At 68.4% G+C, this 25043-nt stretch carries 37 protein-coding genes and 2 tRNA genes; 16 read left to right on the top strand and 23 right to left on the bottom strand.

Annotated elements, in window-relative coordinates; genetic code table 11:
* Positions 1-419: 419 nt before the first annotated feature.
* The 5 genes from J8J14_RS18335 (at position 420) to J8J14_RS18315 (ending at position 2632) form a co-directional block, all read left to right on the top strand.
* Complete coding sequence (locus J8J14_RS18335; RefSeq protein ID WP_209380999.1) at positions 420-752, top strand: hypothetical protein; 333 nt, start codon at positions 420-422, stop codon at positions 750-752.
* A 106-nt stretch (positions 753-858) separates the two neighbouring features.
* Positions 859-1224: a hypothetical protein gene (locus tag J8J14_RS18330; protein ID WP_209380998.1), complete on the top strand. Its 366-nt coding sequence runs from the start codon at positions 859-861 to the stop codon at positions 1222-1224.
* A gap of 29 nt (positions 1225-1253) precedes the next feature.
* Positions 1254-1454, top strand: coding sequence for a hypothetical protein (locus J8J14_RS18325; protein ID WP_209380997.1), 201 nt, complete (start codon positions 1254-1256; stop codon positions 1452-1454).
* A 276-nt stretch (positions 1455-1730) separates the two neighbouring features.
* Positions 1731-1901, top strand: coding sequence for a hypothetical protein (locus tag J8J14_RS18320; protein ID WP_209380996.1), 171 nt, complete (start codon positions 1731-1733; stop codon positions 1899-1901).
* A gap of 500 nt (positions 1902-2401) precedes the next feature.
* Entirely contained in the window at positions 2402-2632 is a 231-nt protein-coding gene (locus tag J8J14_RS18315) for a hypothetical protein (protein WP_209380995.1), read from the top strand.
* Positions 2633-3217: 585 nt separating this feature from the next.
* Here the strand turns inward: J8J14_RS18315 and J8J14_RS18310 are convergent.
* Positions 3218-3292: transfer RNA gene (locus J8J14_RS18310), tRNA-Thr, on the bottom strand.
* A 96-nt stretch (positions 3293-3388) separates the two neighbouring features.
* On the opposite strand from J8J14_RS18310, the gene J8J14_RS18305 reads away from it, so the two are divergent.
* From J8J14_RS18305 to J8J14_RS18260, 10 genes are all read left to right on the top strand, one after another.
* Positions 3389-3565: a hypothetical protein gene (locus J8J14_RS18305; RefSeq protein WP_209380994.1), complete on the top strand. Its 177-nt coding sequence runs from the start codon at positions 3389-3391 to the stop codon at positions 3563-3565.
* A gap of 116 nt (positions 3566-3681) precedes the next feature.
* A complete protein-coding gene (gene dcd, locus J8J14_RS18300) occupies positions 3682-4236 on the top strand; it encodes a dCTP deaminase (protein WP_209380993.1) in 555 nt (184 codons plus the stop codon).
* 14 nt (positions 4237-4250) lie between these two features.
* The gene (gene murA / locus J8J14_RS18295) at positions 4251-5525 is read left to right on the top strand and encodes a UDP-N-acetylglucosamine 1-carboxyvinyltransferase (RefSeq protein ID WP_209380992.1); all 1275 of its coding nucleotides are present in this window, start codon (positions 4251-4253) and stop codon (positions 5523-5525) included.
* A 138-nt stretch (positions 5526-5663) separates the two neighbouring features.
* The gene (hisG, locus tag J8J14_RS18290) at positions 5664-6374 is read left to right on the top strand and encodes an ATP phosphoribosyltransferase (protein ID WP_209380991.1); all 711 of its coding nucleotides are present in this window, start codon (positions 5664-5666) and stop codon (positions 6372-6374) included.
* Entirely contained in the window at positions 6371-7666 is a 1296-nt protein-coding gene (hisD, locus tag J8J14_RS18285; RefSeq protein ID WP_209380990.1) for a histidinol dehydrogenase, read from the top strand. Before hisG ends, hisD begins: the two co-directional genes overlap by 4 nt.
* A gap of 242 nt (positions 7667-7908) precedes the next feature.
* Entirely contained in the window at positions 7909-8127 is a 219-nt protein-coding gene (gene infA / locus J8J14_RS18280) for a translation initiation factor IF-1 (RefSeq protein ID WP_007003972.1), read from the top strand.
* A 73-nt stretch (positions 8128-8200) separates the two neighbouring features.
* Positions 8201-8821, top strand: coding sequence for a Maf family protein (locus tag J8J14_RS18275; protein WP_245215940.1), 621 nt, complete (start codon positions 8201-8203; stop codon positions 8819-8821).
* 54 nt (positions 8822-8875) lie between these two features.
* Positions 8876-10012 (top strand): ribonuclease E/G, encoded by a 1137-nt coding sequence (locus J8J14_RS18270; protein WP_209380989.1) that lies wholly within the window; start codon positions 8876-8878, stop codon positions 10010-10012.
* Positions 10002-10181 carry a DNA gyrase inhibitor YacG gene (gene yacG / locus J8J14_RS18265; protein WP_209380988.1) on the top strand — a complete coding sequence of 60 codons (180 nt, stop codon included), beginning with the start codon at positions 10002-10004 and terminating at the stop codon, positions 10179-10181. Before J8J14_RS18270 ends, yacG begins: the two co-directional genes overlap by 11 nt.
* Before the next feature lie 76 nt (positions 10182-10257).
* A tRNA-Phe gene (locus J8J14_RS18260) sits at positions 10258-10333 on the top strand.
* Between the two features lie 663 nt (positions 10334-10996).
* Here J8J14_RS18260 and J8J14_RS18255 read toward each other — a convergent pair.
* The 20 genes from J8J14_RS18255 to J8J14_RS18160 all read right to left on the bottom strand — a co-directional run bounded on the left by J8J14_RS18255 (position 10997) and on the right by J8J14_RS18160 (position 22418).
* Positions 10997-11512: a hypothetical protein gene (locus tag J8J14_RS18255; RefSeq protein WP_209380987.1), complete on the bottom strand. Its 516-nt coding sequence runs from the start codon at positions 11510-11512 to the stop codon at positions 10997-10999.
* On the bottom strand, positions 11496-12056 hold the full coding sequence (locus J8J14_RS18250; RefSeq protein WP_209380986.1) for a hypothetical protein: 561 nt from the start codon (positions 12054-12056) through the stop codon (positions 11496-11498). The genes J8J14_RS18255 and J8J14_RS18250 overlap by 17 nt, the downstream gene beginning before the upstream one ends.
* Positions 12057-12285: 229 nt before the next feature.
* Complete coding sequence (locus J8J14_RS18245; RefSeq protein ID WP_209380985.1) at positions 12286-12606, bottom strand: hypothetical protein; 321 nt, start codon at positions 12604-12606, stop codon at positions 12286-12288.
* Positions 12603-13079, bottom strand: a complete 477-nt coding sequence (locus J8J14_RS18240) for a hypothetical protein (RefSeq protein WP_209380984.1) — start codon at positions 13077-13079, stop codon at positions 12603-12605. Before J8J14_RS18240 ends, J8J14_RS18245 begins: the two co-directional genes overlap by 4 nt.
* A 13-nt stretch (positions 13080-13092) precedes the next feature.
* Positions 13093-13644, bottom strand: a complete 552-nt coding sequence (locus J8J14_RS18235; protein ID WP_209380983.1) for a hypothetical protein — start codon at positions 13642-13644, stop codon at positions 13093-13095.
* Between the two features lie 11 nt (positions 13645-13655).
* Positions 13656-13904 carry a hypothetical protein gene (locus J8J14_RS18230; protein WP_209380982.1) on the bottom strand — a complete coding sequence of 83 codons (249 nt, stop codon included), beginning with the start codon at positions 13902-13904 and terminating at the stop codon, positions 13656-13658.
* 41 nt (positions 13905-13945) lie between these two features.
* Positions 13946-14191, bottom strand: a complete 246-nt coding sequence (locus tag J8J14_RS18225) for a hypothetical protein (RefSeq protein ID WP_209380981.1) — start codon at positions 14189-14191, stop codon at positions 13946-13948.
* Positions 14192-14250: 59 nt separating this feature from the next.
* Positions 14251-14625 (bottom strand): hypothetical protein, encoded by a 375-nt coding sequence (locus J8J14_RS18220; protein WP_209380980.1) that lies wholly within the window; start codon positions 14623-14625, stop codon positions 14251-14253.
* Between the two features lie 303 nt (positions 14626-14928).
* Positions 14929-16944, bottom strand: a complete 2016-nt coding sequence (locus tag J8J14_RS18215; protein WP_209380979.1) for a DUF927 domain-containing protein — start codon at positions 16942-16944, stop codon at positions 14929-14931.
* A gap of 11 nt (positions 16945-16955) precedes the next feature.
* On the bottom strand, positions 16956-17960 hold the full coding sequence (locus tag J8J14_RS18210) for a hypothetical protein (RefSeq protein WP_209380978.1): 1005 nt from the start codon (positions 17958-17960) through the stop codon (positions 16956-16958).
* Positions 17957-18463: a hypothetical protein gene (locus J8J14_RS18205; RefSeq protein WP_209380977.1), complete on the bottom strand. Its 507-nt coding sequence runs from the start codon at positions 18461-18463 to the stop codon at positions 17957-17959. Before J8J14_RS18205 ends, J8J14_RS18210 begins: the two co-directional genes overlap by 4 nt.
* Positions 18464-18510: 47 nt before the next feature.
* Entirely contained in the window at positions 18511-18729 is a 219-nt protein-coding gene (locus tag J8J14_RS18200; RefSeq protein ID WP_209380976.1) for a hypothetical protein, read from the bottom strand.
* 145 nt (positions 18730-18874) lie between these two features.
* Positions 18875-19126 (bottom strand): hypothetical protein, encoded by a 252-nt coding sequence (locus J8J14_RS18195; RefSeq protein ID WP_209380975.1) that lies wholly within the window; start codon positions 19124-19126, stop codon positions 18875-18877.
* Positions 19127-19221: 95 nt separating this feature from the next.
* Entirely contained in the window at positions 19222-20028 is an 807-nt protein-coding gene (locus tag J8J14_RS18190; RefSeq protein ID WP_209380974.1) for a hypothetical protein, read from the bottom strand.
* 346 nt (positions 20029-20374) lie between these two features.
* Complete coding sequence (locus J8J14_RS18185) at positions 20375-20548, bottom strand: hypothetical protein (RefSeq protein ID WP_209380973.1); 174 nt, start codon at positions 20546-20548, stop codon at positions 20375-20377.
* On the bottom strand, positions 20545-20826 hold the full coding sequence (locus J8J14_RS18180) for a hypothetical protein (protein ID WP_209380972.1): 282 nt from the start codon (positions 20824-20826) through the stop codon (positions 20545-20547). The genes J8J14_RS18185 and J8J14_RS18180 overlap by 4 nt, the downstream gene beginning before the upstream one ends.
* Positions 20823-21401, bottom strand: coding sequence for a hypothetical protein (locus J8J14_RS18175; protein ID WP_209380971.1), 579 nt, complete (start codon positions 21399-21401; stop codon positions 20823-20825). The genes J8J14_RS18180 and J8J14_RS18175 overlap by 4 nt, the downstream gene beginning before the upstream one ends.
* On the bottom strand, positions 21398-21808 hold the full coding sequence (locus J8J14_RS18170) for a hypothetical protein (protein ID WP_209380970.1): 411 nt from the start codon (positions 21806-21808) through the stop codon (positions 21398-21400). Before J8J14_RS18170 ends, J8J14_RS18175 begins: the two co-directional genes overlap by 4 nt.
* Entirely contained in the window at positions 21805-22035 is a 231-nt protein-coding gene (locus tag J8J14_RS18165; RefSeq protein WP_209380969.1) for a hypothetical protein, read from the bottom strand. Before J8J14_RS18165 ends, J8J14_RS18170 begins: the two co-directional genes overlap by 4 nt.
* The gene (locus J8J14_RS18160) at positions 22032-22418 is read right to left on the bottom strand and encodes a hypothetical protein (protein WP_209380968.1); all 387 of its coding nucleotides are present in this window, start codon (positions 22416-22418) and stop codon (positions 22032-22034) included. The genes J8J14_RS18165 and J8J14_RS18160 overlap by 4 nt, the downstream gene beginning before the upstream one ends.
* 465 nt (positions 22419-22883) lie before the next feature.
* Here J8J14_RS18160 and J8J14_RS18155 point away from each other — a divergent pair, with 465 nt between their 5' ends.
* Positions 22884-23117, top strand: coding sequence for a transcriptional regulator (locus J8J14_RS18155; protein ID WP_209380967.1), 234 nt, complete (start codon positions 22884-22886; stop codon positions 23115-23117).
* Positions 23118-24022: 905 nt separating this feature from the next.
* Here J8J14_RS18155 and J8J14_RS18150 read toward each other — a convergent pair.
* Both J8J14_RS18150 and J8J14_RS18145 read right to left on the bottom strand, forming a co-directional pair.
* Entirely contained in the window at positions 24023-24280 is a 258-nt protein-coding gene (locus tag J8J14_RS18150; protein ID WP_209380966.1) for a DUF6894 family protein, read from the bottom strand.
* A 275-nt stretch (positions 24281-24555) separates the two neighbouring features.
* Complete coding sequence (locus J8J14_RS18145; protein ID WP_209380965.1) at positions 24556-24741, bottom strand: hypothetical protein; 186 nt, start codon at positions 24739-24741, stop codon at positions 24556-24558.
* Between the last annotated feature and the right edge of the window lie 302 nt (positions 24742-25043).

The raw sequence follows: 25043 nt of genomic DNA, 5'->3' as shown, positions 1-25043 counted from the left end.
TACTCGTCCATTCCACCAGCGCAGGTAGCAGAGAGCCTGCGCCACTCCTCGCCAAGTCCTCGGATGGCAGGATGTTGCCGTTGTCTCGTTTTTCGCTTCACGACTAGTTTCCATCCCCTGAACACGAATTTCGAGCGCACCCGGCCCTGCTGAACGAATCACTTTGGCAGGGCGTGCATTACAAGGGATCATGCGGTCTCCCGGCGCAACGTCCGAAATATTTCGAAGGAGCATCTGTGCTCCACCTCGCTCTTCGCCTGGATTCCGACGGTTCACGGCCTTCCAGGGCGGCAGGCCCGCTTCCTCCTTGTGCCCCGGGCCGCGACACACTAGAACATTCAGCGAACAATCGGACGGAAGTGGCTTCGGCCGGAGCCGCATGGTCCGGAGTTGCCCGGCATGGACCCCAAGGCTCCCGCATGGCTCAGAAGCAATCCTCCTCCCCGCAGCGCGCCGCGATGCAGCGCATCTCCGAGCTTCTCGGCCGCGGCGCCGGGCCGGACCGCATGGACCGTGAGGTCGATGCGATCGTTTCCAGGCTGCGGGCCGAAGGTGAGGCCGAGCAGGTGCAGGAATGGCTTGAGACGTTGCGGGACGGCTTCGCCGAGAATGCCGAAGCCGCGCTGGAGGCGGTGGACGAGATCGAGAGCACGGAGAAGGCGGCCCGCCGCCATGCCGAGAATGCCGCCAGGGCCATTGCCGCCTGCCGCGATGCCTTCTCCCGCCATCTGCGCGCGCCTGTTGCTGCCTGAACGTCGTTTCCCAAGAACTCACGCGCCTGGCGCTTCCACCCAATCGCCAGGGGGCTAATCAACCTTGTATTTTTCCTAAGTATTTTCCCGAAGGCGCGAAGAAGGCGTGGCTGGCGTATTCAGCGTCAACACGGCTTCCGCCTGGCAATCCCGCTCGGGCGGCCGGCAATACGCGCAGGTCACCATGACCAGATCCGACCAGCAGTTGATCGAAACCTCCGCCTTCCATGCGGCGCTCTACGCTGCCACCTGCCTCAAGCCTGAAATGCCCATCGCGGCACGCTGGATGCTTTTCGGTGAGGCGCTGGCCGCACTCGAGACTATCGAGGCCGTGGCGGATGAAGCACGCGATGCCTTTGCGCCATCCCTTCCATTTCCTTCGGCGGACTGGATCGGGCAGCAACAGGCATCTGGCGCCATTCATGTGCGGGGCCACCATTTCGGCAGGCCAGGCCTGATCGGTGCAGCCTGACGCGCCGGCCGAAGCCGTGCGGGAACGGCATGAGCCATATCCCGACAGATGGGCCTGACCAGGAACTGGAAGCGCTGATCGACGAGTGGATTGATCGCACCCTCGATCTCCTCGCCGGTTCGGTCTTGTCCGGGAGCATCCTGGCCGGGCTCGTGATGCCCCCATGTGCCGAGGACACGGAAGACCACCAGCCGGTCCAGGCCGTGTGGCCCAGCCGGTCCAGCCCGTGATGCCGGTGCGCCGTACCCAGGGATGGGATTGACCCGGACCAGGGCTGGCCAGGCGCGACGTCCCGATATCAGTCAGGACCACCAGGCATCAGGGTGGAGCTGGCGCCAACAGGGCCAGTGTTGCTCAGCGAAAGGAACCCTCATCGCGATTCGGGTTTCCTGAGAGAGCGGGGGCCCGCAAGCTCCAATGCAAGGGCGCGGCGAAGCCGATCCCCTTACGGCACAAACCTCCCCTCCGGATCCGACGTTACGGCGGAAACAGCGTTGGAGGTTTGCATGTCGAAAGCAGGCTATTTCGCACGCCCCGTGGAGTCGGATGGCAAGCACCATCCGCAGGGCAGCCAGAAGGATGAGGGCGACCAGTCCCGCTGGTCCGACACGGTCCACAAAGTGGCCGATACCATCCGGGGCTGGCTACCGTCCGGCACCGCTTCCAAGGAGCGCTGAGGGCGCAGGACTAAGACAGGCTGATCCGCCCGCCCGCCGCACCAACGGCCGGCGGGCGCTTTGCCTTTCAGACTGAAATCGACGACCAGCCGCGTGCCGCGCTTCCCGACCCGAACGAGTTTCTGGCGGCCCGCAGCTACATCCCGGGCGCCCTGGGCGCATCGCCGCGATCCGATGCGAATCCGGAACGCCTGTCCCGCAGTTCCGCTGTGACTGGTGGTGGCGGGCCCCTCTCGGGAGAGGGACATTCCGCCGGCGTGGACGGCCACCTCACGGATCAACGGTCCGGCCGAGGCCACCGATCTCAACATCTTACCCTCGAAAAAGGCAGGTCGCAGGCCGCCATGTGCCGGCCCTGCGGCCACACTGCCGCCTGCCAAGCCCGTCGGCGCACCTCTTCTAGAAGGGCCAGCAAGACTCCACTGTGAGAAACGTCTTGCACATATTCGTGAGATACCTCAAATATCCGCGAACAGCCGCCGCATCAGGACAACCATTACATGTCTATCTTTGCCGGGACGAGCAGCGCGCCAGACACCCTGCTCCAGGTGCCTTCCGCCCGCGTTCCGCTTGCGATGGTCATGGCCATGCCAGCTTTTGCCGGAACGACCGGCGCGACCGGCAGCCGTCCGAAGGCGCCTTCCCGCTATGCGCCGTTCGCGCTGGTGCTTGGCGTGTCCAGCCTTCTCTGGGTGGCGATTGCCGCTTCAGCGGCCCATCTCCTGGGGTAGCCTGCCCAGGCACGAGAAAAGTGCCGCTGCCTTCGCAGCCTCGCACAAATGGTCTGACAGTCTGAGATTCTGATTGCGCGCCGCCCGAGGCGCTTTCGGCCTTGGCAGCTTTCCGCGCCTGCCCCCATCCAGCGGATCGGCTAGCGGGCGATCATGGCCGGCCTGCAGCTGCACCCGGGCGGGGTGATCCACTATATCGCCATCTTATTCAGGGTTGAGTACGAGCGAAGAGGATCCCGCACGGGTTCGGATCTTCGGTCATCATGTACGGCGCAGAAAGCACAAAGCCGATCACCACGTCGCGCCGCTGCACTGATATGGATCGTGCACGAAAGCGCGGTACAGGAACGGCCAAGGCTCCGGAGCGGGCGATGACCCAGCCAATCCCAAAATCATTGGGCGGCATCCCGGCATTTGGGCACTTGGTTCAGCGCCCCCCCAACCGAACGAGCCTGCTGCTCCGCAAGCCCCTGACTTCGGCGGGCGCACCTATTGCACGCTCAGCTTAAGGATTTCGCTCGATGAACGGAATCCGAACACGAGCATGAGGAGTCGGAGTGACCAACAAGCAAGGGGGATGAAGAATGGTGCTGCCAGAGAGGATTGAACTCTCGACCTCTCCCTTACCAAGGGAGTGCTCTACCACTGAGCTACGGCAGCATCCGGCCTGCGGGCGAGGCGCTTCCTAGCGGCTGTGACCGTGTCGCGCAACCCTTCCCCTTGACGAGAATGCGCCTTCGCCAAATGCCATGTCCCATGGATGATGAAGCGCCCTCCCCCGCCGTCCCGGCGCCCCGCCCCACCCCCTCTGAGCGCGAGCGGCGCCTGGCCGCGGCGCTGCGCGAGAACCTGAAGCGCCGGAAGGCGCAGTCCCGAGAAAGGGCGGAGGCGCCGGCCCCACCCCCTCGGCCGGAGGATGAGAAGCCGGCATAGACAGGCCACGCTGCCCATCCCCGTTGCCCGGCTGCGGCCCAGGGTCTATCCCGCCCGGCACTCCCGATGCAGGGGCGCCCCGGCGCCCGGCCGGGCTGGCCTCAAGGGACCCCACCATGCCGATCATGCCCGACCACTGGATCCGCCGCATGGCGACGGAGCACGGCATGATCGAGCCCTTCGTGGAGGCGCAGCGGCGGGAAGGGGTGATCTCCTACGGCCTCTCCTCCTATGGCTACGACGCCCGGGCGGCCGGCGAGTTCAAGATCTTCACCAATGTGGACAACGCCATCGTGGACCCGAAGGCCTTCTCCGATGAGGGCTTCGTCACCCGCAGGGGCAATACCTGCATCGTGCCGCCCAATTCCTTCGTGCTCACCCATACGGTGGAGTATTTCCGCATCCCGCGGGACGTGCTGGTCATCTGCCTGGGCAAGTCCACCTATGCCCGCTGCGGGCTGATCGTGAACGTCACCCCCCTGGAGCCGGAATGGGAGGGGCAGGTGACGATCGAGATCAGCAACACCACCCCCCTCCCCGCCCGCATCTATGCGAATGAGGGCATCTGCCAGTTCCTCTTCCTGAAGGGGGATGGCGCGCCGGACGTGTCCTATGCGGACCGGGCCGGCAAATACATGCGTCAGCGCGGCGTCGCGCTGCCGCGGCTGTAAGGGGAACCAAGCCCATGGACCGCATCCGTCTCCGCGGCGGCCGCCCGCTGAAGGGCGTGATCCCGATCGGCGGCGCCAAGAACGCCGCCCTGCCCCTGATGGCCGCCGCCCTGCTGACCGATGGCCCGCTGGTGCTGACCAATGCCCCGGCGCTGGACGACACCCGGACCATGGCCAGGCTGCTGGAACAGCACGGGCTGACAGTGGTGCACGACACCAGGGCCCGCACCATGACCCTGTCCGGGGCGGCCACGAACCATGTCGCGCCCTATGACCTCGTGCGGAAGATGCGCGCCTCGGTCCTCGTCCTGGGCCCCATCCTGGCCCGCTACGGGCAGGCCAAGGTCTCGCTTCCCGGCGGCTGCGCCATCGGCACCCGGCCCGTCGATCTCCACCTGAAGGGGCTGGAGCAGATGGGAGCGCGGATCGAACTGGACTCCGGCTACATGAACGCCTCGGCCCCGGATGGGCTGAAGGGGGCGAAGATCTACTTCACCCAGGTCTCGGTGGGCGCCACCGAGAACCTGCTGATGGCCGCCACCCTGGCCAACGGCATGACCGATCTGGTGAACGCCGCGCGGGAGCCGGAGATCGACGACCTCGCCCACTGCCTCGTTGCCATGGGCGCGAAGATCGAGGGAATCGGCACGGACCGGCTGCGGATCGAGGGGGTGAAGAGCCTCCACGGTGCCACCCATGCCATCGTGCCAGACCGGATCGAAGCGGGTTCCTTCGCCTGCGCCGTCGGCGTCACCGGGGGCGAGGTGCTGCTCGAAGGCGCCCGGATGGAGCATCTCGGCGCCGTCGCCCGCGTGCTGCGGGAGGCGGGCGTGGAGCTGGATGAGGTGCCGCCCAACGGCTCCGCCGGCGGCGTGATGATACGCCGGAACTCCGGGCTGCGTGGCGTGGACGTGATGACCGAGCCCTTCCCGGGTTTCGCCACGGACATGCAGGCCCAGTTCATGGCGCTGATGGCGGTGGCCGAGGGCGCATCGATGATCACCGAGACGATCTTCGAGAACCGCTTCATGCATGTGCCCGAGATGAACCGCATGGGCGCGCGCATCAACGTCCAGGGCCGCTCGGCCATTGTGCGCGGCGTCTCCCGCCTTTCCGGCGCGCCGGTCATGGCCACGGACCTCCGCGCCTCCATCTCCCTCATCCTGGCCGGGTTGGCGGCGGGGGGCGAGACGATCGTCAACCGCGTTTACCACCTGGACCGCGGCTATGAGCGGCTGGAGGAAAAGCTGGCGGCGGTGGGAGCGGATATCGAACGCATCCCGGGCTGATCGCGCCCCCATCCCGGCGCTGGATGCAGGGCGGGGCCGCGCCTCCCGCGGTTCCGCCCGGCCGGAAAACGGCCTAGCTCAAGCATCCTTCATCAAGGCGCCTATCGAAACGTCACAAGAAGGGCGCTAGGCTCTCCCATGGACCACCCCATCACCTCTCCGACCCTCCCCGGCTCCATCGCCCCGAAGCAGGCCGCCGCTTCCAGCCTGATCCTTGCCCTTCCGAAGGGCCGCATCCTCAAGGAGGTGCAGCCCTTGCTGGCCGCGGCCGGTCTGGTTCCCGGCGGCGACTTCCATGACGAGGACAGCCGCCATCTCCGCTTCCGCACCAACCAGCCCGGGCTGGACGTGGTGCGGGTGCGCCCCTTCGATGTCGCGACCTTCGTCGCCCATGGCGGGGCGCATATCGGTATCTGCGGCGCCGATGTGCTGATGGAGTTCGACTACCCCGAAATCTACGCCCCGCTGGACCTAGGCGTCGGCCGCTGCCGCGTGAGCGTCGCCGGACCGGCGGACGACCCCATCGCCGATGAGGTCTCCCGCCTGTCCCGCCTGACGGTCGCGACCAAATATCCCGGCATCGCCCGGCGCCATTTCGCCGCGCGCGGGGTCCAGGCCGAGATCGTGCACCTGAACGGCGCCATGGAACTGGCCCCCTCGCTCGGCCTGGCCCGGGTGATCGTGGACCTCGTGCAGACCGGTTCCACCCTGAAGGCCAACGGGCTGGTGGAGCGCGAGGTGATCGCCCAGGTCACCTCCCGCCTCATCGTCAACCGCACGGCCCTGAAGACGGAGCCGGAGCTGATCGGCGCCTGGCTGGCGCGCTTCCGGGAAGCCCTTTCCGCATGAAGAGACTGGACACGCGGGAAGCCGGGTTCGAGGCCGGCTTCGCCGCCCTGCTGGACATGGCGCGGGAAACCACGGCCAGCGTGGACGGCGCCGTAGCCGCGATCATCGGCCGGGTCCGGGCCGAGGGCGACGCGGCCCTGCTGGACCTCACCGCCCGCTTCGACCGCTGGCGGCCCGCCAGCGCCGCCGCCCTGCGCGTGACGGCGGAGGAGATCGCGGATGCCATCGCCTCGGTCGATCCGGCGCTGATGGAGGCGCTGGACACGGCCGCGACGCGGATCGAGACCTTCCACCGGGCGCAGATGCCCGCCGATGTCACCGTGCCGGACCCGGCCGGGCTGACCCTGGGGATGCGCTGGAACGCCGTGGACGCGGCGGGCCTCTATGTGCCCGGCGGCAAGGCGGCCTACCCCTCCTCGGTGCTGATGAACGCCATTCCAGCCCGCGTGGCCGGGGTGGAGCGTGTGGCCGTGGCGGTGCCGACGCCGGATGGGGAGATCAACCCGCTTGTCCTGGCCGCCTGCGGCCGGGCGGGTGTCACGGAGGTCTGGCGCATCGGCGGGGCCCAGGCCATCGCCGCCCTCGCCTGGGGCACGGAAAGCATCGCGCCGGTGGACAAGATCACCGGCCCCGGCAACGCCTATGTCGCCGAGGCCAAGCGCCAGGTCTTTGGCCGCGTCGGCATCGATTCCATCGCCGGCCCGTCCGAGGTGGTGGTGCTGGCCGATGGCGGGCAGGACCCAGCCCGGGTGGCGATGGACCTGATGGCCCAGGCCGAGCATGACGAGGCCGCGCAATCCATCCTCATCACCGACAGCCCGGCCCTGGCCGATGCCGTGCCCGGCGCGGTGGAAACGGTTCTGGCCAGCCTGCCCCGCGCCGCCATCGCCGGCGAATCCTGGCGGCGCCACGGCGCCGTGATCCTGGTGCGGGACTGGACCGAGGGCGCGGCCCTGACCGACCGGCTGGCGCCGGAGCACCTGCAGGTGATGGTGGCCGATCCCCAGGCGCTGTTCGCCCGGATCCGCCATGCCGGCGCGGCCTTCCTGGGCCCCTGGTGCCCCGAGGCGCTGGGCGACTACGTGGCCGGGCCCAACCATGTGCTGCCCACCGGCCGCACGGCGCGCTTTGCCTCCGGGCTGTCGGTCTTCGACTTCCTCAAGCGCACCACCTGGATTGCCGCCGAGGAGGCAGGGCTGCGCGCCACCGGCCCCGCCGCCGTGGCCCTGGCCCGTGCCGAGGGCCTGGAGGCCCATGCCCGCAGCATTGCCGGGCGGATCGGGATGCGCTGATCTGGGCGGAGTGAGGCTCCCGCGCATCGCGGGGCCGCATTCCGATGCTGGAATGGCCGCATTCCTTGACCCATGCGGCCCGGGGCATCATGTTCCCGATGCTCTGACACACGATGCGCGGCCCCCACCAGGGGTCGCGCCCGCTTGCGTGCCGGGCCGGGCGCGCATCCGCGCCGCCCGCTTTCCGCGCCGCCCCTTCATCGAGCGGGGTCGCGGCGCCCCCGCGATGATGAAGGATACGCATGTCGAAGGAAGACATGATCGAGTTCAGCGGCCAGGTGGTGGAGCTTCTGCCCAACGCCATGTTCCGCGTGAAGCTGGATAACGAGCACATGGTCCTTGCCCATACCAGCGGGAAGATGCGCAAGAACCGCATCCGCGTGCTGGCCGGCGACCGCGTGAATGTCGAGATGACGCCCTATGACCTGACCAAGGGCCGGATCACGTTCCGCTTCAAGTGATTCCGCTGCGCGGCCTCGGGCCGCTCCACATGACGCTTGACCGCTTGCCGCCATTTGCCGGCGGAGCTTCCGTTTGAGCACCACGCTTGACGAGGCCGCCGAGGCGGCCGCTTCCTTCCGCCCGCCGCTGGTGCTGGCCAGCGCCAGCCCGCGCCGCCTGGACCTGCTGGCCCGGCTGGGCATCGTGCCGGACCGCGTGGACCCCGCCGATGTGGACGAGACGCCACGCAAGGCCGAACTCCCGCGCCAGCTCGCCGGCCGCCTTGCCAAAGCCAAGGCCGAAGCGGTCGCCGCCCGTTCTCCCGGAGCCCTGGTGCTGGCCGCCGATACGGTGGTGGGGGTGGGCCGCCGCATCCTGGGCAAGCCGGAGGATGCCGCGGAAGCCCGGCGCTTCCTCGAACTCCTCTCCGGCCGCCGCCACCGCGTGACGACCGGCGTGGCGCTCATCGCGCCCGATGGCGGCCTGCGCACGCGGCTGGTGGAAACCACCCTCGCCTTCCAGCGCCTGACCGACGCTCAGATCGAGGATTACGTTGCCTCGGGCGAGTGGGAGGGAAAGGCCGGCGGCTATGCCATCCACCAGCGGGCCGAGGTCTTCGTGCGCTTCCTCTCGGGCAGCCATTCCAATGTGGTGGGCCTGCCGCTGTTCGAGACGGCGCAGATGCTGCGCGGCATCGGGTGGCTGCATCCCTGACCGGGCCCGCGCCCGCCCAGGGGCGCTTCCCGGGTGGCTTGAACGGGCCCTTCCATGACCGACACCGCGATCCTTCTCTCCGCTTCCCCGGGTGAGCGCCGCGTCGCGCTCTGGCGGGATGGAAGGCTGGACGCCGCTTTCGTCGAGCGCCCGGCCCGCCCGGACGGGGTGGGCGATGTCCATCTCGGCCGCATCGCCACGCGCGTGCCGGCCCTGTCCGGCGCCTTCGTGGCGCTGGAAGGCGGGGCAAGCGGCTTCCTGCCCGATGCGCAGGGGGGCGAGGGACTGACCGAGGGCACCTACCTGGCCCTGCGCGTGACCCGCGCGCCTCAGGGCGGCAAGGGCCCGCGCCTCGCCGGGACCGGCCTGCCCAAGGACCTGCCGCGCGCTTTCGAAGGCCCGCCCCGCCTGCTGCGACGTGGGCCGGATGCCGCGCTTCGCCTGGCGGCCGCCCATGCCGCCCTTCCCGTTCTGACCGACAGCCCGCGGGAGGCGGCGCGGCTGCGCGGCCCGCTGGGCGCACAACGGGTGCGGCTGCTGCCGCATCCCGCCTTCAGCGAGCCGGTCGAAGCAGCCTTCGACGAGCTCGCCTCGCCCGAGATACCCCTGGAAGGCGGCGGAAGGCTGCTGATCCACCCCACCCCCGCCCTGACTGCGCTGGACGTGGATACGGGATCCGCCGCCGGCCGTTCCGCCACGGCGCATCGCAGCGTGAATGCCGCCGCATTGGCGGAGGCGGCGCGGCAGATCCGGTTGCGCCACCTGGCCGGGCCCATCCTGCTGGACCTGGCAGGCGGCAGCGCCTCCTCCCGCGCCGCCCTGCTGCCGGCCCTGCGCTCGGCGGCCTCGGCGGACCCGCTGCTGCGCGTGGTCGGGCTGACCGGGCTGGGACTGATGGAGATGGTGCGCACCCGCATCCACCCGCCGCTGCACGAGGTTCTGGGACAGCCCCTTTCGCCCCTTACCCAGGGGCTCGCGGCGCTGCGCCGCGCTGCGCGGGAGTCAGCGGCCCGGCCCGGCGCCGCCCTGGCCCTTCGGGCCCATCCCACGGTGCTGGCGGCCCTCCGCGAGTTGCCGGGCGCGCTGGAGGACTACGCCGCAGGCGCTGCCCATCCCATCTCCCTTCGCCCCGACGCGGCCCTGCCGCCGGGCGCCGAGATCATCGAGGAGGCCCCGCATCATGAAGGCTGACACGAAGCAGAAATCCACCTGCCCCGTCTGCGGCAGGCCCGCCGAACAGGCGACCCGCCCCTTCTGCTCGCCCCGCTGCCGCTCGGTCGATCTCGGCCGCTGGATGGGCGGAACCTATGCCATCCCGGGTGCCCCGGTGGCGGATGACGCTGATGAGTCGGAAAGATGATGGAGCGCTCTGGACAGGGGCCGAAGCATCGTCTATCCCCCGCTCACTCTACCGGCGGCGCTCGCCGCTAGCTTGGGCCCAGGTAGCTCAGTTGGTAGAGCATGCGACTGAAAATCGCAGTGTCGGTGGTTCGATTCCGCCCCTGGGCACCATCTCCTTCAGCATTGTTTTCAGGCGAAAGTTCGCTGCGAGAGTGTCTCGCGGCGCGATTGGGTCCTGCGGCCGTCTAGCCGTTGCGGACTCATCGCGGACTCATCCGTGTATGACCTGCCCCCGCCCCCCCCGGCATGGGTCCTTCCGGCCCCCTCCCCCGACTGCGGGGGGTTCGCGGCTCGCGACCCCGCCAGGTTCCAGGCCACCCAAGGGGGTTGTGGTGGTTGCCGAGGGCACGGAAACCGACTTCCGCCTTTGGGAGATCGCGGAGAACCTACACCGCGCCGAACTGACAGTGCAGGAGCGGTCGGAGCACATTGACGAATGGTTGCGGCTCAAGGAGCGAAAGGCATCTGAGGGAGTTTCGCGTCAACTTGACGCAAAACCCGGGCGCCCGACCGGTGGTCGTCGCGCCGCTGCGCGAGAGATCGGTGTGAGTGAACCGGAGGCGCGGCGCGCAGAGAGGATCGCCAGGATTAGCGCAGAGGCGAAGCAAGCCGCTCGCGAGGCCGGGCTGGACGACAACCAGTCCGCTCTCCTCGCAGTGGCGAAGGAGGCCACGGCGGAGGCGCAAGCCGCCAAGGTGGCACAAGTTGTGGCACCTGTGGGAGGCAGGCCCGGCGCTGCAGCTGCGGCTGCTCTCGAGGCCGGTCTGGACGGCTCTAGTTGACGGTCGCGGCGGCCTCAGCAGCTTCCATGGCGGCGAAGGCGCGGGACGTTTCGCCCGAGGCGAGGATCAACAGCGCCTCATGCACCAAGTCAGTCAGCACCGCCTGCGCCTCAACCGGCGTCGCCTTCCCGATCACCAACGGGGCGGCCTTGTAAGGTAGCGCCAGGAAGCGTTCGCGGGCGGATGAGACCAGGGCCCCGAACACCCGCTCCAGATCCCCGGCGGGGACGAGCTCGCCCCGAGTGATCGCATTCTTCATGGCCGTGGCATCGGCCTGCTCGGCCGCGAGGCGGGCGCGTTCCTGCACCAGATCGAGGCCTTCTCCGCTCTCGGCCGAGGCGCGGCCGGCGGCGACTTCCCGGAGGTGGCGGACGTAGGCGAGACGGCAGGCGTCCAGATCCAGTCCCCCTTTGCCCGCTGCGCCGGGGAGGATGGCCCGCTGGATGAGGGCGGAGACGGCTTGTTGCGATAGGCCCAGATGGGCAGCAACCTCAGCCTGCGTGGCCATGGGTGGCGTCCTCCAGCTCTTTCCATTCCGCCTCAGTCAGGGGCGGTTCCGTGAACCAGGGGTGATCGCCCCAGCTATCGAAGCCTGGCGGGGTCCCGTCCTCGTCCGCGCATTCGGCGGCCCCCTTCCGGATCCTGGTGATGATGCCCTCCACGATCGGGCGCAGTTCGGCGAGGGGGATGCGGTCCTGCAGGGCTTCGGTGATGTCGATTGCGGCACCGCTGACGACACAGGCCAGGGTTAAGACCAGCGAATATTCCTCGGCGTGCCGGTGGCCCATCTCCGCGGACCAGGCGGTGTCACCTGTAACCCTGGGGGTGACACTTTTGCGGACAGTCCGCGCGATCCGGGGCTTGAGGGTGACACTGTCCAGCCGCGACCGGCCGGCGGCCGAGAGGTTCGCGTTCGAGGCTTCCACATCGATCAGGGCGCCCGAAAACCGCAGATATCCGCGGGTTTTCCACTCGTAGGCTGTCTTTCGTGAGACGGAATGCAGCCGGGCGAACTCGGCCATCGAAGCGGTGGTCACGGTCTGATGGGTCACCCTGTCACCCAGTTTTGGGGGTTACAGCTAGAGGCGGCGCGGGGTCGCGAAACCCCCGTGTTCGATAGGGGGCCCGGAAGGACCCATACCAGGGGGGTACCCCCCCTGCCTGCCTGGGGTCCAGGGGAGGCGCGAACGTGTACGAACCCGCCTCCCCCTCCCCGATGCGCCCGGCGCGGGGCTCCCGGCGCTTTGTTGCATCCACCCGCGCCGTGCGCACAGCTCGTCGTCAGGCCTCGGCCTTCGGCATACCGCGCCCGGCATAGCGGGGCAGATCCGCGCGGCTGACGGTGAACTCATCGCCGGCATTCACCACGCGGCCCTCAGGCTCGTCGGGATTGCCGACGATGGTGAAGGACGTGGTGGCGATCAGCGTGACGCTGCCAGGACCGGCGGCGGCAGCCTCGCGGGCTTCCTTTTCCTTCTGGCGCTGCACCCCAAGGGCATGAGCCTGTCGCACAGCCTCATCGGGCAGTGGCGGCAGGCTGGTGGTGCGGATGGCTGCGCTGGCCATGCTGGTCCCCTTATGTGTGATGGTGCGGCTCGTCATGCCCATCCGCCTTCTTCTGGAGTGATGCCGGCGATGGGCCCAAGCGGATCCATGGAGCCGGTCGGATGGCGGGTGACGCGGACAGCCACGCGCTTTTCCTGGCCTTGTTGGTTGGCTCGCCGCTCTCGCTCGTGGCGCTCATCTTCGGCGCGGTCATGGGCGGCCAGGGCCTCACGCCCGAAGCGCTCCGCCGCGATGACAAGAGCGGTGCTGTCGGTGACCGGGATGGGGCGGCCGTTGCCGTAGGTGACGGTGGGGCTCGGGTGAATATCCCGCGCCTGCTGCTTCACCTCGCCCGTCACCGGGTGGCGGATGCGGCCTTGCCGCCAGAGACGATCTGCCTCCTCCGGGGTGGCACGCAGCGTGTCGCCGGCGCCGAGGTGGAGCGGCCCAATGCCGGGGATGCCGGAGGGATGAGGGGAGACGGTGACGGTCTGCCCCTCCGCGACGGTGACGAGGATGGTGTCGGCCATATCCTGCACTCCCTCAGGTCAGTTGCCATTGCGGGAAGTACTTGCGAGGCAGGTCGCCCGGCATCGGCGGCACCTCCACGCCCAGCGGACCGGCTTCACGGACCTCAGGGCGGGCGTATTCACCGCGGACCCGCTCCAGGTACGCATCACGTTCGGCCTTGGCCTCGTCCTCCAGCCGGAAGCCCTCGGCCATGATCGCGGTCAGCTTGGGGAATTGCGTCCGCTGCCAGGTCTCGAGGGCAGCCACGGCTTTCTGCACGGCACCGGCACCGGCCCGGAGTTCAGTCAGGGTCTCGGCGCCTTCCGCCTTCGCCAGATCGTCGCGGATCATCGGCAGCAGGGCGTCGATGCGCTCGACGGCCAGGCGGGCCGCGGCTGCGTCCTGCTCGGCTTTCAGCAGGGTCGTGTCATCCACGTTCAGCAAGCCCCGGGCGCGAACGCGGTCGAGCTCGCCGGCCTTCACGGCCAAGTCCTTGCGCGCCAGATCCGCTTTGGCGAGGGCGGTCCGGTAAGTGTTGCTGTCGCCGCTGCTGGGACGCAGCGCGAGGATGTCTTCAAGCGTCATGTGGGGTCCCCTCAGCGCCGCACACGGCGGGTGTCGCCGTGCATAGCGGCGACGACGGACAGCGCCGTGCGATCGGGCGGCGAGGCAAGGCGAGCCTGCATCTCCGCAAAGCTGGCGCGCCCCTCTGGGGTGTCGATGTGGGCGAACTCGCCCCGAGCTTTCACTTCAGCCGCGATGGCCTGGGCAGCAGAGGCGTTGCCGGCGGCGGCCTCCGCCAGCAGGGCGTTCCAGGACGCTTCAGACATGCGAGTGCTGGTCATGGTGATTTCCTTTCGAATGGGCGGTTGGTGCTGGCTGTCGCTCAGGAGGTGTGCTCCCTCCGCAGCACCTCGCACTCCACGGCATCGAGCCGCTCGAGCGTCAGGTGCAGGCGGTCTGTCTCTGCGTCGATCTCGTGGATAATGCGGTCCGAGAGGTCCGAGAGCAGCAGCGCGTCACGCCGGCGAGACAGGGCGAGGATGGCTTCGGACACGGCTGAGCGCTCGACCGAGAGCCGGGCGAGCGCAGAGCAGGGCGGGAGTGAGAGCAGGGAAGACACCAGGGTCACGGCAGGCTCCTTCTGATTCGAAGATGCCGCCGCCTGCGTGTAAATGTTGGGCTGAGTTTTCAGCCGCGTCCGCTGCGCGAGTACCGGAGCACGTTGAGCACCTGTTCAGCCCCGATCGGCGTGCCGTTATTCAGAAGCGCGATGCGATGCAGGGCGGCGCGGTAGGTGCCCGCCATTGGCTCGGCTCCTGCTCCACGGTTCCATCCCGATGCCAGATAGCGGGTCAGGTCCCGTGACAGCACGCGGGCCTGCTCTGTGTCAGACATGCCGGCGACGAAGCTCCGCGTCATCCGGATTGCCGCATCTCGCTCATCGCGACGCCGTGCCTGGACAGCCCACTTCGGCAGCGGATGCCGCGCCAGGAAGGCTACGTCTTCCGCCGAGAGGGAGTGGAGGATGCGCTGCAGCCGGGCAGTCTCGTTCGTCTCACCCATGCCGGCCTCCCCGGTGCGCCGCAAAGCCTCGCAGCAGCCCCTCCGCCAGTAGGTCCCGCTCGGGCAGTTCAGGCCCGGCCGGCGTGGTATAATGAGCTGCCATGGCCTCCGCCTCGGCCGCGTCGTGGTCCAGCTCAGCCCTCCAGCGGGTCGCCAAGGCAGAGAGAGAAACTTCGTTTTTACCCAGGCCTTGCGCTTTTCGGTCGGGACGGTCGGGGCGGTCGGGACAGCGTTGATATTGCTGGTGATTTCGGTGTCCCGACCAACTTTCGCTGGTCGGGGCGGTCGGGACAGGGGGGGCGCTCATTGGGCAGCCGCCTCGCCCATCAGATCCGGCAGGACCCGATATACGCGGATCTTTCCCACGCCTGGCAGGCGGACGGAGGAGGTTAGGTTCTTGCCGTCGCCTGCCTCCAGGAAGCCTTCGGCCCGAAGCGTTCGCCCCGCCTCCGCCGGGTCGATCCCCGCCTCATGGCAGAGTTCACGCCATACCTCAGGGGCGATTAGGTACTCGTCGCGGTCGTCAGACCTGCGGCGGCGCCAGCCCGCCCGCTTGATGACGGGGCGGTCGGGGTGGGTCTCGATCCAGGCGTTCACATCCTGGCTCTTGTCGAAGTGCAGCGCCACAAAGCGCGAGGCGCCGTGCTCGGTCAGGAAGAGGCGCACCGCCCGAACGTGCTGCGCTTCCTCGGAGGAGGCGCTGCCGCCACGCTTCTCGATCCAGCGGGCAAGCATTGCCTTCGACGCGCGCTCCGCCTCGCCCTCGGGCCAGGGCAGCACGCCCCAGAGCGTGGCCATCTCGCCGGCCAGGGCCACCAGGGCGCAGCGCCGCGCCACGTCCCGCACCTGAGGATCCGCCTCGGCCGGCAGGGCGGCGGCGAAGCGGTCGCGCATTGCTGCGGCGGCCTCGGCCAAGCCCTGTGCGTCATCACGGCGTGCCTCTGCCAGCTTGGCGATGAAAGCCCGCGCCGCGGTGCCGTGCTGGCGCCGCACCGCGCCGTGCAGTTCACCCATCAAGGCCTCGGCCGAGGCGCGGCCATGGCGCTCCGGCCAGGCGGTTGCCGCATCCACGTTAATGGAGGGCAGCCGCACTTCTGCCCCAGCCGGCAGCGTCTGCCCGGCCTTCGCCACGACGGACGCGATGTCGAGCTCGCCCGTGGAGAGGATGAAGGTGCGCCAGGTGCGGCGGCGCTGCGCGGTGGTGTCGCGCCGCATCCGGCCTTTCCCGCTCTCGTTCGCAATCATGTAGACGGCGCCAGCAACGTCTCGCGGGTCGGCCTGATGCAGCTCATCCAGTCCGAGCACCCCGTCGCCAGCTTCCTCGGCCGCGCCCTCCATGCCGTTGGCTGTGGAGCGCCAGTCCCGGAGCATGGCACCCTTCACAGGCGGACCCCAGGCGGAGAGCGCCAGGCGCAGCGCCAGCGTCTTCCCGACCTTGCTGCGGCCGGCGATGTGGAAGCCGCCCGAGGGCTCGCCGCAGGGCTCCAGCAGGGGGCCGGCGAAGGCGGCGGCAAGGAGGAAGGCGGCGAGCGGGTTGCCCACGGCCAGCGCCGCCACCTCGGCCTGCCACCCCTCCAGCGTGCCGGCCTGCGCGACCATCTGCGCCGCGTTCTCGGGCGGCGCCTTCATCACCAAAGCTTCGGTCCCGTCGCCGATCACCGCGCCGTCCGGCAGCACGTAGGAGGCATCCCCGGCGCCCTGGGCGTGCCAGCCGGCCCGTGAGACCAGCGTGACGCGGGAGCCGGCCTGCACCTCGCCCAAGGCCTGCCGCAGGGCCAGCCGGGCTGAGGGATCGGCCGAGACCTGAAGGCCGCGGTCCACCAGCTCCGCTTCCAGTTCGCCGGGCCCGACCATGAGCATCCGCTTCGGCATCGGCCAGGTGTGTGGGCGGCCATCGCGGTCCCGCCAGCGCAGCCACAGGCTCCACGCCTCCCCGGCCGCGTCCCGGGCCTCGCCCAGCACGTCCAGCGGCGCGCACAACCAGACCAAGCCCTTCTCGCCGGCATCGGCGTGGAGGCCCTCATTCTCCATCGTGAAGCCGAAGGGCCAGCGCACCTCACCCGGGCGGGGCGGCGCCTTCCGGCGGGCGGCGGCGGCACGCTCCTGCTGGCGCTTTGCACGCTCCGCCTTCACGAGCTTGTCGAGAGCGGAGAGGGTCATCCCACACTCGCGCGCCGCGGCTTTCCGCCGCTGCTGGTAATCGGCCTCGGCCAGGCCGGCGAGGCGCACCACCTCCAACGTGACGTCCACCACATCGGCGGGCGGCTCGTCTCCTGCGTCCCTGCCGGCGAAGCCGTTGAGGATCGGATCCTCATCCATCCGGGCGTCCATCAACCCCGCCCTCCGATCGGCAAGTTGCCGGCGTCGGTTCGCTGCGAGACGGCCCAGGCCGCGATCTTCGCGCCCTCGCCCTTAGGCTTGCCTGCCTGCTCCAAGGCGCCATCGACAGCGCGGATCACCTCGTCGGCGGTCATCGTCCCGGCCACCACGAAGCGGGCGAGCCCCCAGGCCTCGGCGACCGCAGTCGGATGCCGCGCGCCCTCGGCGGCGGTGGCGATGTTGCTGCAGGCCCGCATCAGGGCAGCACGGACATAGCGGTCGCTGGTCTCAGCGCTGACGGCGCGCGACGGGCTGGCCGCCGGGCGCGGTGGAGGCTGCAGCTCGGCCTCGGTCGGGCAGGCTACCGCATCCAGCCCGGGCAGCATGGCCAGCCGGCGCGGCAGCGGATCCGCCATGTCCACGAAGAGCGGCGCCGCCGTGTACGTCACCTGCGCGGCCCGCAGCGTGGAGGGGTCCACCCCAGGCACGCCGCGGAGCCAGCGCTGACAGTCGGCGCCGGTCAGCGCCCGCTCCAAAAGGAACCAGAGCCGCAGCCGAAGTCCGGGCTTGATGGCGTGCCCGGCCGTAGCCTGGACGATGCAGGCGACGTTGTGGAAGGCGGCCGGCATGGTCAGGCGAGCAAGGATCCCGCAGGCATCCAGGTCGCGCCGGTCCATGCCCTCCGGTGCGGGAATGCCGTCGCAATCCAATGCGACCAAGCGGCACGGCGCATCCACCAACGTCGGCCGTTCGCCCGTCTCCTTGTCGGGGTGCACCAGGCGGCGCACCCCTTTCGTGTAGTTCGGATCGAGAATTGCGCCGCGCACTACGCAGTGCTCGGGACGATGAGCCAGCGCAGCGAGGTGGTCCCGCAGCCCTTCCAGGCCGTCGAAGCTGACAGAATGCATGTCGTAAGTGCGGGCACTGTCGTAACCCTGCACGTCGCCACCGGCACGGATCAGCTTGGCCAGGCGCCGCCCCCGGCTGCGGAGGATCGTGAGAGTGTCGGTGCTCATCGGCCGGCCTCCATCACTGGATGGACACCGCCGCGCGGCGTCGCGCTCCAACACAGGCACGGAAGACGCTGACCGCCCTTTGCCCGCCGCTCCGCTTCGGCCCGTACCAGGCCGATCCAGGCATCCTCCATCACCGTGCCCGTCTCGATCAGCAGCACGCGGCGCATGATGGGCACCGCTGCGGCGATGGCAGCGTAGTGGCCGCGGGCACCGCCCGTGGCATGGATGACGATGGAGGCAGCCCAGGACAGGAGGCGCGGCAGCCTGGAAAAGGCGGTCGGGGGCGGCGTCGGGGCTGGGAAGTCCGGATCACCGGAGAGGATGATCACGGTGGGCGGGCGCTTGGGGTCCAGCACCTTGGCAGGCAGCCGCCCGCCCGGGAGCGCCGCCGCGATGCGGTACTCGCCCGCCAGTGAACCGCGCCACAGCGGGACGGCGAAGTCACCGCCGGTGCCCTCCATGCGGCGGATCACCTCGCTGATCCTGGCCGGCGGCAGATCCATGAAGGTCAGCAAAGGAAGGGGCGTGGGAGAAGTGTGGAAGGACTGCATCACCGGCTAGCCTCCATCGCGCGCTTGCCGGCGAGGGCAGCGGCCATGCTGGCGAACATCAGGAGGACCGGGCGGCGCTGTTGCGTGCCGGGGCGCGGTGGCACCTCAAGGGCGACGCGTGGCTCGCTGTCAGCATCGACGGCAGCGGGGATATGAACGAGACGCACGATTGGAGCGGAATTGCCGATCTTGCGGCGCCGCACTCGGGTTTTCGGCATGCTCTTCTCCTTCGAAGAGCACGAGAGCCTTGAAGAGGGATCCTGGAACCGCTAAGTATGCGGCGGTAGATGCGCTCGTTGGATGGTAGTTTTCCAGGATGCCTCGGGCCTCGCGCCCGGGGTTTTCTCGTTTCTGGGGTCCTGGCTAGGCGGCGGTCTTCGTGCGCCGGCCGCCGCGTACTGCCGGCGCCGCGTCCAGCAGGGACTGGGCGTGGGCGAGCAGTTCGGCAGTCGGGATCACCGCCTTGCCGTTGACGCGCTGCGTGGTGAGCGGCCAAGCCTCCAGCGTTCGGTGCGACACCGGGAACAGCAGGCGTGTCACCAGCTCGGCGCCGGTCCGGCGGTCAACGCGCGGCGGCAGGTCCGGCAGGTTAGGGGTCACTGTCGCGTAGCTCATCGGGGGTCTCCGTGACGTAGCGGCACGAAGATGGACGATGCATCTAAGGTATTCTTGGGGAGTGTGGTCAGTCGCTGACCAGTCAGCGCCTTTGACTACTCTGACTGCTTTAGCTGCCGGGCAAGGCGCTTCACCTTGCTGTCGGCTGAACCTGCGCCGACTGCCCGCCCTACTACCATTCGCGCTGCATCCTGTGGCCCTCGCGCACGCCCTTCCGCGATTAGTCGGCGCATTTCGTCTACCAGTGGCGTGTCGACTGAACGATACGAGAGGCCCCGGGGCAAGCTGGCTACCGATGCCTGCCGCGCCGGCTCCGCCGTCGGTTGTGGGATGCTCGGGCGGGGAAGCAACCGCGCTCCTGTGGCTTCGATGGCAGCCCAGTCCTCTGGGCTGATCGCGCGGACAAGGCCGTATTCCTGTCCTCTTCCATCCACCGGCACGGCGACGTTCTGGCCTACCTGAAAGCGCCATTGGCCTAGAGCCAGAGGATCGAACGCTGTGAATACCGGACCTGGCGTTATCGGCTTTGGTGCTCCGATGAGAGTTACCATCCCGTGCGCTGCCATTCGGAGGAGCGGGGCTGACATTGCAGCCTGCTCTTCTTGCGTCAGAGGCGTGCCGAGGCGGAGCGTCAGCTTTTCGGGCCATCCTCGAGGCAGCGTCTGAAGCACTGCTGACCCGAAGGTCTCGCCAGGAAGCCGGCTGGACAGCACATCGTAGTCGCTGCCGACGAGTGGGATGGTGTGCACCGTAGACTGCTGCGTAAAGATAAAGAGGACCCGCTCCGGGTCGTCGGGGTGCGGCACGACCGCATCGAGAACTACGGAGCCGGTGTGCGGATCGTGAAGGAAGATGACACGCGCGTTCATGCGGGGTGTTTTCGAGCGCTCGTCCTTGATCACTGTAGGCCCCTCCGCTGGGCATTCCGCATGGGAAAGGCGGCAGGGCAGCCCGACGCGGAGAGCCGGGCGTTCGGCGGCCAAACCTAGCCCCGCCGGGGATGACTGTAGCAGGCACAGCACGACAGGGAAGGAAGCGCGGCATGGTGCCGCGCCTCTCGCCCGAATCTGCCTCCTGCTTGGTGGTATCAAGCAGCGCCATCACCGGAGCGTCCCCACCGCCAGTAACAGAGCCACGGGCAACAGCCAGAGCGGGATGCCGCAGCGTGACGCCACGACGGCCAGGGTCATGGCGCCAGCAGCGAGCACGCCGGCTAGGGCCAGCCACATGGGGAGGAAGCCGGTCACGTCACCATGCTCCCATGATCTTGGCGCGCCGGCGCAGGTCATGGGCGAGGCACCCCATCCCGAAGGCAATAGGGAGCAGGGCCCAATTCCAGACTGGCCCGCCCGCCATGCTGACCGCACCGAGCGCAACGAGGGCTATGGCGTTCAGCCAAAGCGCAAGGACTGAGATCTTCATGTCCTCGCCCTCCGCAGCATCGCCCGCACCGCGGCCGCCGACATGCCCAGCCGCTCGGCCACGTCCTGCAGTTCACAGCCCTGCGTGAGCATGGCCCGCGCCACCTTCACCCGCCGGGGCGTTTCGGGATTGGGCGGGCGCTTTCGGTGCAATGACCGCAGCCCGGCGCGACGGGCGCGCATCCGAGCCGCATCGCGGTCGAGCCCCAGGACGTCCCCGAGCGTGCGGTAGGTCGCGCCCCGGGCCAGGATGGCGGCCATGGTGTCTGGAAGGGTCATGCTGGCGCCTCCCAGGCCGCTACCTCGGCCTTCATGGCGCTGAGCGCCCGCTCCAGAGTGGGGATTGCTCTTCTGGTCCTCTCGATCTTCTCGGCCGGCGTCGGCTCTTGGATTTCCGGGACGGGTCGAGCAGCCCTGGCCGCCGCGGAAGCTTCTCTTCTGAGTAGAAGCCCCTCACAACGGGCCTCGTATTCCTTCACGGCCTCATCCCCGGCGAGCTTAGCCAGTAGAGTGAAGGCGATCCGCTGAGTGCCGTCGTCGTCCCAGAAGCCTGGCGCCTGCCCCTCAAAACAGAGCAGCGCCACGCGGGCCATCGCAGCCATCCCTTCCGGGGTTTGCGACTCGGCCTCTATCACTAGGTCCTGCGTGCTACAGTACTCGGGCCAGTAGCTTGTCTGATCGACATCCAGCAGCGCCTCGGGCCCGGTGCGGCCCTCTATTGCTGCCTCCAGGTGCAGATATCGGGCGCAGGCGCGGATCAGCTCGGCATCGGGAGAGGGCGCCGCCAGGGCAGGGAGAGGGGCGCTAAGGGCGGCAAGGCCACCCAGGACGCCACGACGTGTCGCGCGGGTCATGTGCATGCGCTCCCCAGCAGATCATCCACCAAGGACGCGGCTAGCCACTCCTGGGGCGTGTGGAAGCGATCGCAGGTGGTCTGATGGTCGCCAAGAACCCACCAGCGCACCGCCTCTGCCTTAGCGCGCATGCCCTCCGGGCTGCGGGCGGGCATGGATGCAGCCTGGATCACCAGGGCGTGCCAGGGTGGCCGCGTGGTGAGATCCGCGAGAGTGGCGTTCGGGCCAAGGGGCGTAGGCTGCCATTCGCGCCACTGTCTTCTCGCCTCCGCCAGAAGGGCGATTAGCTCGCCATCCAACTCGGCCGCCTTTGCCGCGCCGGCGGCCGGCGCGGCCATCATGACCAGGGTAGCGGCACACGCGCCGTTAAGGACTGCCCGGCGGCTTCTGGTGGTGCGGCGGATCATGCGCGCGCCCTCCTGGCTGCCCTCTCGGCATCCTCAATCCGGCCGCCGAGGGTGCTGAGCTGTTCCTGCAGGCGGCTTGCCACCCACTCCACCGCATTCACAGCGCGGTCGCGCTCCGGACCTTCGGCGCGGAAGTTCTCGTGGTGTAGGAGCATGGAGATCGTAATCACCCCGAGCTCGGCATCGATCACGTCGCTGTAGAAGCCTTCGAGCTGTTCCGCGCTCATGCTACGAACCTCCCCAGAAGGCTGCGGAGGTTCGCGGGCACGGGATCGCCGTTGCGGCGATACGCGGCGCGCATCTCGGCACGGGTGGGGCGGTGGATCGTCACGGGGGGCGCCCAGGTGGGGGCCAAGGTCACGGGCTGGGCGGAAGCCTCGTCCGGCTCCGCCTCGCCGTCGGCATCGGGCTCTAGGTCGAGTAGCGGCGCGTCGGCCGCGTTGAGGAAGTCAATCAACGCCTCGGCGCGGTCCAGCAGGGTCCGGATCTCGTCGGAGATCCGGGCGCGGGTCGGGCTGTCGATGGTGATGGCGACCGGGGGTCTTCTTCTTGGTTCGGCCGCGGTCGAGTGATCGGATCTTCTAGCCTGGCCCTCCGCGGGCTGGGGCACTCTTCTGGACGTTAGTATGGTATGAGCGTGGTTAACCATGATCCGTGCTGCTCCACAGCGAGGGTTGCGGTTAGGCTGAGGGACCGGGATTGCCGTCCCACCCTCGGCCGTCGCCCGGAGCCCCAAACGCGGTTGCCGCCGCAGTTGAGCCAAACCGGTTGACGTGGTACGATTTGGACCACTCCGGGCGGGGTGTCAACCGAATTGGCTCACAAGGTCCGAAATGGCTCTAACAGGCGCTCAGATCAGGATGGCGCGGGGGTATCTGCGCTGGTCCGCAGCCGACTTGGCCGCAAAGTCAGGTGTGGGTGTCTCGACAGTTAAGAGGGCCGAGGCTGAGGACGGCCCGCCTCCAATCAACCCGCCAAACCTCGCCGCCATCCGCGGCGCCCTGGAGGCAGCCGGCGTGGAGTTCATCGCCGAGAACGGTGGGGGTGCGGGCGTTCGGCTGAGGAAAGGCGCCGCGTGACACCGGAGCAGTGCAAGGCTGCGCGGGAGTTGCTGGGCTGGCATGCGGAGCGCCTTGGGATCATGGCAGGCGCCAGCTATCATACGGTCAGGGATTTCGAACGGCAGGCCCGTAGAACCCTGCCGCGAACCATCGACGCCATCCGCGCCGCTCTAGAAGCCGCCGGTGTGGAGTTCATCTCTGATGGAAGCGACAAGCCTGGCGTGAGGCTGCGCAAGGCCAGCGAATGACCCCTGAACAGTGCCGCACAGCGCGTAGGATCTTGGGCTGGGACGAATGGGCCTTGGCGCAGCGCAGCGGCCGGTCGGCACAGACGATCAAGAATTTCGAGGCGGGCCGTCACAAGCCGCACCTCGGCACCGTGCAGTCGCTTCGGAGCGCCTTTGCGCGGGCCGGACTGCTCTTCGCGGAGGGTGGGGCCGTCAGCTACGCCGCACGTACGCCAACAGGTTCGCACGCCAGTTGACCGGTGCGGATGCGGGTTGCATCTGATCACTTGGGCGCCTTGGCTATCGTGCTAAGCGCACCCCATGCCCGACGTGATCCGCTGACCACGCCACACTCCGCAGAGGGAAATGCTCCAGCAGGGTAGCGGCTGCGTCACAGCCTTGCGGTGCCAACATCGGGTGTACCGCCTGGCCGGCTGGTCCCGCGGCACATCTGTTGAGGCTTCGTTCGATGCCGCCTGGCGCCCGATGCTATCAAGTAAGAATGGACGAGCAAGCAGCTTGGACCGCTGCCACTGGTGGTGACGAGGACAGCCTTTCACAGGCGCAAATTCGAGTACTGCTAGAGGCTTGGGCGGCGTTCGCTATGGGAGCTGAGTGCGTGACGCTACTCAGTGGAGATCAGGAATTGGCCCGCCTATTCCCCGATGGCCGCGTGGAAAGCACAGACGCGTTTGGGTCCGCCAGCCAAATACGCTCTTACGGATGAAGCCGTACCTAACATTGTTTCCAGACCAACGTTCCGGAATTGAGGCCCCTGCGTTTTGCCGTTCTAATCTCGGCCTACCGTGGTGGGCCTGGAGGCGGTCCCGGTGATTCTATCCCTCTTGGGGTCGCTCCCCTGCGCGATGCTGCCACGGTGCATAGCACTTCGTGAGTGACAGCCTTGGTGCCCCGCAGACTGCTGGTCAACTCTGGCGCTGACTGCGCCTAGTGATTGGGGCTTCCACAGCCAGGAAGTAAAGGGTGAAGAGTGTAAGGCCGCTCTCATCTGTCACCTTGAGGCTCCACTCGCCCTCCGTCCAGAACGTCTCGGCGTGGTGCTTCAGGATCTCGCCTGCGAGCTTGACAGCATTGACCCTCGCCGCGAGCAAGTCCGGCAGTTCAGTGCCTTCGTTATCAGGAAGGGCCTGGTCGTTCTGTACATGGAAGAAGTAGCGCGGCATGGTCTAGCCCGGACATGGGGAGATGTGCGGGCATAACGCGTACCGGCCGCGAGGGTCACCGCTCAGCAGCCCGGTCGCGCCAAGGAGCGGAGTGAAACCACCCATACCCAGGAGGAGGTCGCGTTGGGGCCGCTAGTCTGGGTGCTTGATGCCGCACCGGGGAAGGCGAGCGCAGCCCTGACCGTTGAGCCTTGAAGGGGGCGAGGACGGCTGCCCGTGAGAGTAAGCCGCGCCTCGGGCAGCCTCAAGCTGGCATCCGGTTAGCGGGGAAGGTCTCAGGGCGCCGGGATCGGGATCAGCTTCTCGTGCAAGAAGGCCTCGCCGATCCTGAGCTCGCTGATGCGCTGCGGCGGAAGAACGACGATTTGCGGCCCCTCAGCCGTCTCATACTCGACGGAGAACCGGATGCCCCATGTCAAAACGGGCTCATCCACTGGGGACATGTTGATGACCCGGGCCATGCCTGGGGGGAGTGCATCCATCATGATCAGCACTTACCCGAAGCGGGCCGCAGCCATGCTTGGCGGGTGCAGCACGGTGGCTGCGGCGACCGGGCACAGATCCTGGACCTGCATCAACGCCACCTAGCCCAGAAAGGCTTGGGCGAGGAGCATGAGACCGGACAGCAGCGCCGCAAGGGTGTTGCCGCCGGAGTGAATCTGACCCGGTCGCCGGTTGGAATCTGACCCAGGTCTAGGGTGCCCCGTCGTGGTGATGGGGGGCCGGATGGTCGGAGAGGAACTGGCGTTGGAGATCCGGGTGT

The sequence above is a fragment of the Pararoseomonas baculiformis genome, from assembly GCF_017813395.1.
GTDB classification, from domain to species: Bacteria; Pseudomonadota; Alphaproteobacteria; order Acetobacterales; family Acetobacteraceae; genus Roseomonas; species Roseomonas baculiformis.
Note: the sequence above shows the minus strand (reverse complement) of the source record. Positions and strands in the feature narration are given on the sequence as shown.

Coding starts and splice junctions, on each gene's coding strand:
- J8J14_RS18335 (WP_209380999.1), top strand. CDS start 420: ATGGCTCAGAAGCAATCCTCCTCCCCGCAGCGCGCCGCGATGCAGCGC.
- J8J14_RS18325 (WP_209380997.1), top strand. CDS start 1,254: ATGAGCCATATCCCGACAGATGGGCCTGACCAGGAACTGGAAGCGCTG.
- J8J14_RS18320 (WP_209380996.1), top strand. CDS start 1,731: ATGTCGAAAGCAGGCTATTTCGCACGCCCCGTGGAGTCGGATGGCAAG.
- J8J14_RS18315 (WP_209380995.1), top strand. CDS start 2,402: ATGTCTATCTTTGCCGGGACGAGCAGCGCGCCAGACACCCTGCTCCAG.
- J8J14_RS18305 (WP_209380994.1), top strand. CDS start 3,389: ATGGATGATGAAGCGCCCTCCCCCGCCGTCCCGGCGCCCCGCCCCACC.
- dcd (WP_209380993.1), top strand. CDS start 3,682: ATGCCGATCATGCCCGACCACTGGATCCGCCGCATGGCGACGGAGCAC.
- murA (WP_209380992.1), top strand. CDS start 4,251: ATGGACCGCATCCGTCTCCGCGGCGGCCGCCCGCTGAAGGGCGTGATC.
- hisG (WP_209380991.1), top strand. CDS start 5,664: ATGGACCACCCCATCACCTCTCCGACCCTCCCCGGCTCCATCGCCCCG.
- hisD (WP_209380990.1), top strand. CDS start 6,371: ATGAAGAGACTGGACACGCGGGAAGCCGGGTTCGAGGCCGGCTTCGCC.
- infA (WP_007003972.1), top strand. CDS start 7,909: ATGTCGAAGGAAGACATGATCGAGTTCAGCGGCCAGGTGGTGGAGCTT.
- J8J14_RS18270 (WP_209380989.1), top strand. CDS start 8,876: ATGACCGACACCGCGATCCTTCTCTCCGCTTCCCCGGGTGAGCGCCGC.
- yacG (WP_209380988.1), top strand. CDS start 10,002: ATGAAGGCTGACACGAAGCAGAAATCCACCTGCCCCGTCTGCGGCAGG.
- J8J14_RS18255 (WP_209380987.1), bottom strand. CDS start 11,512: ATGGCCACGCAGGCTGAGGTTGCTGCCCATCTGGGCCTATCGCAACAA.
- J8J14_RS18245 (WP_209380985.1), bottom strand. CDS start 12,606: ATGACGAGCCGCACCATCACACATAAGGGGACCAGCATGGCCAGCGCA.
- J8J14_RS18240 (WP_209380984.1), bottom strand. CDS start 13,079: ATGGCCGACACCATCCTCGTCACCGTCGCGGAGGGGCAGACCGTCACC.
- J8J14_RS18235 (WP_209380983.1), bottom strand. CDS start 13,644: ATGACGCTTGAAGACATCCTCGCGCTGCGTCCCAGCAGCGGCGACAGC.
- J8J14_RS18230 (WP_209380982.1), bottom strand. CDS start 13,904: ATGACCAGCACTCGCATGTCTGAAGCGTCCTGGAACGCCCTGCTGGCG.
- J8J14_RS18220 (WP_209380980.1), bottom strand. CDS start 14,625: ATGGGTGAGACGAACGAGACTGCCCGGCTGCAGCGCATCCTCCACTCC.
- J8J14_RS18215 (WP_209380979.1), bottom strand. CDS start 16,944: ATGGATGAGGATCCGATCCTCAACGGCTTCGCCGGCAGGGACGCAGGA.
- J8J14_RS18210 (WP_209380978.1), bottom strand. CDS start 17,960: ATGAGCACCGACACTCTCACGATCCTCCGCAGCCGGGGGCGGCGCCTG.
- J8J14_RS18205 (WP_209380977.1), bottom strand. CDS start 18,463: ATGGATCTGCCGCCGGCCAGGATCAGCGAGGTGATCCGCCGCATGGAG.
- J8J14_RS18200 (WP_209380976.1), bottom strand. CDS start 18,729: ATGCCGAAAACCCGAGTGCGGCGCCGCAAGATCGGCAATTCCGCTCCA.
- J8J14_RS18195 (WP_209380975.1), bottom strand. CDS start 19,126: ATGAGCTACGCGACAGTGACCCCTAACCTGCCGGACCTGCCGCCGCGC.
- J8J14_RS18185 (WP_209380973.1), bottom strand. CDS start 20,548: ATGAAGATCTCAGTCCTTGCGCTTTGGCTGAACGCCATAGCCCTCGTT.
- J8J14_RS18180 (WP_209380972.1), bottom strand. CDS start 20,826: ATGACCCTTCCAGACACCATGGCCGCCATCCTGGCCCGGGGCGCGACC.
- J8J14_RS18175 (WP_209380971.1), bottom strand. CDS start 21,401: ATGACCCGCGCGACACGTCGTGGCGTCCTGGGTGGCCTTGCCGCCCTT.
- J8J14_RS18170 (WP_209380970.1), bottom strand. CDS start 21,808: ATGATCCGCCGCACCACCAGAAGCCGCCGGGCAGTCCTTAACGGCGCG.
- J8J14_RS18165 (WP_209380969.1), bottom strand. CDS start 22,035: ATGAGCGCGGAACAGCTCGAAGGCTTCTACAGCGACGTGATCGATGCC.
- J8J14_RS18150 (WP_209380966.1), bottom strand. CDS start 24,280: ATGCCGCGCTACTTCTTCCATGTACAGAACGACCAGGCCCTTCCTGAT.
- J8J14_RS18145 (WP_209380965.1), bottom strand. CDS start 24,741: ATGGCCCGGGTCATCAACATGTCCCCAGTGGATGAGCCCGTTTTGACA.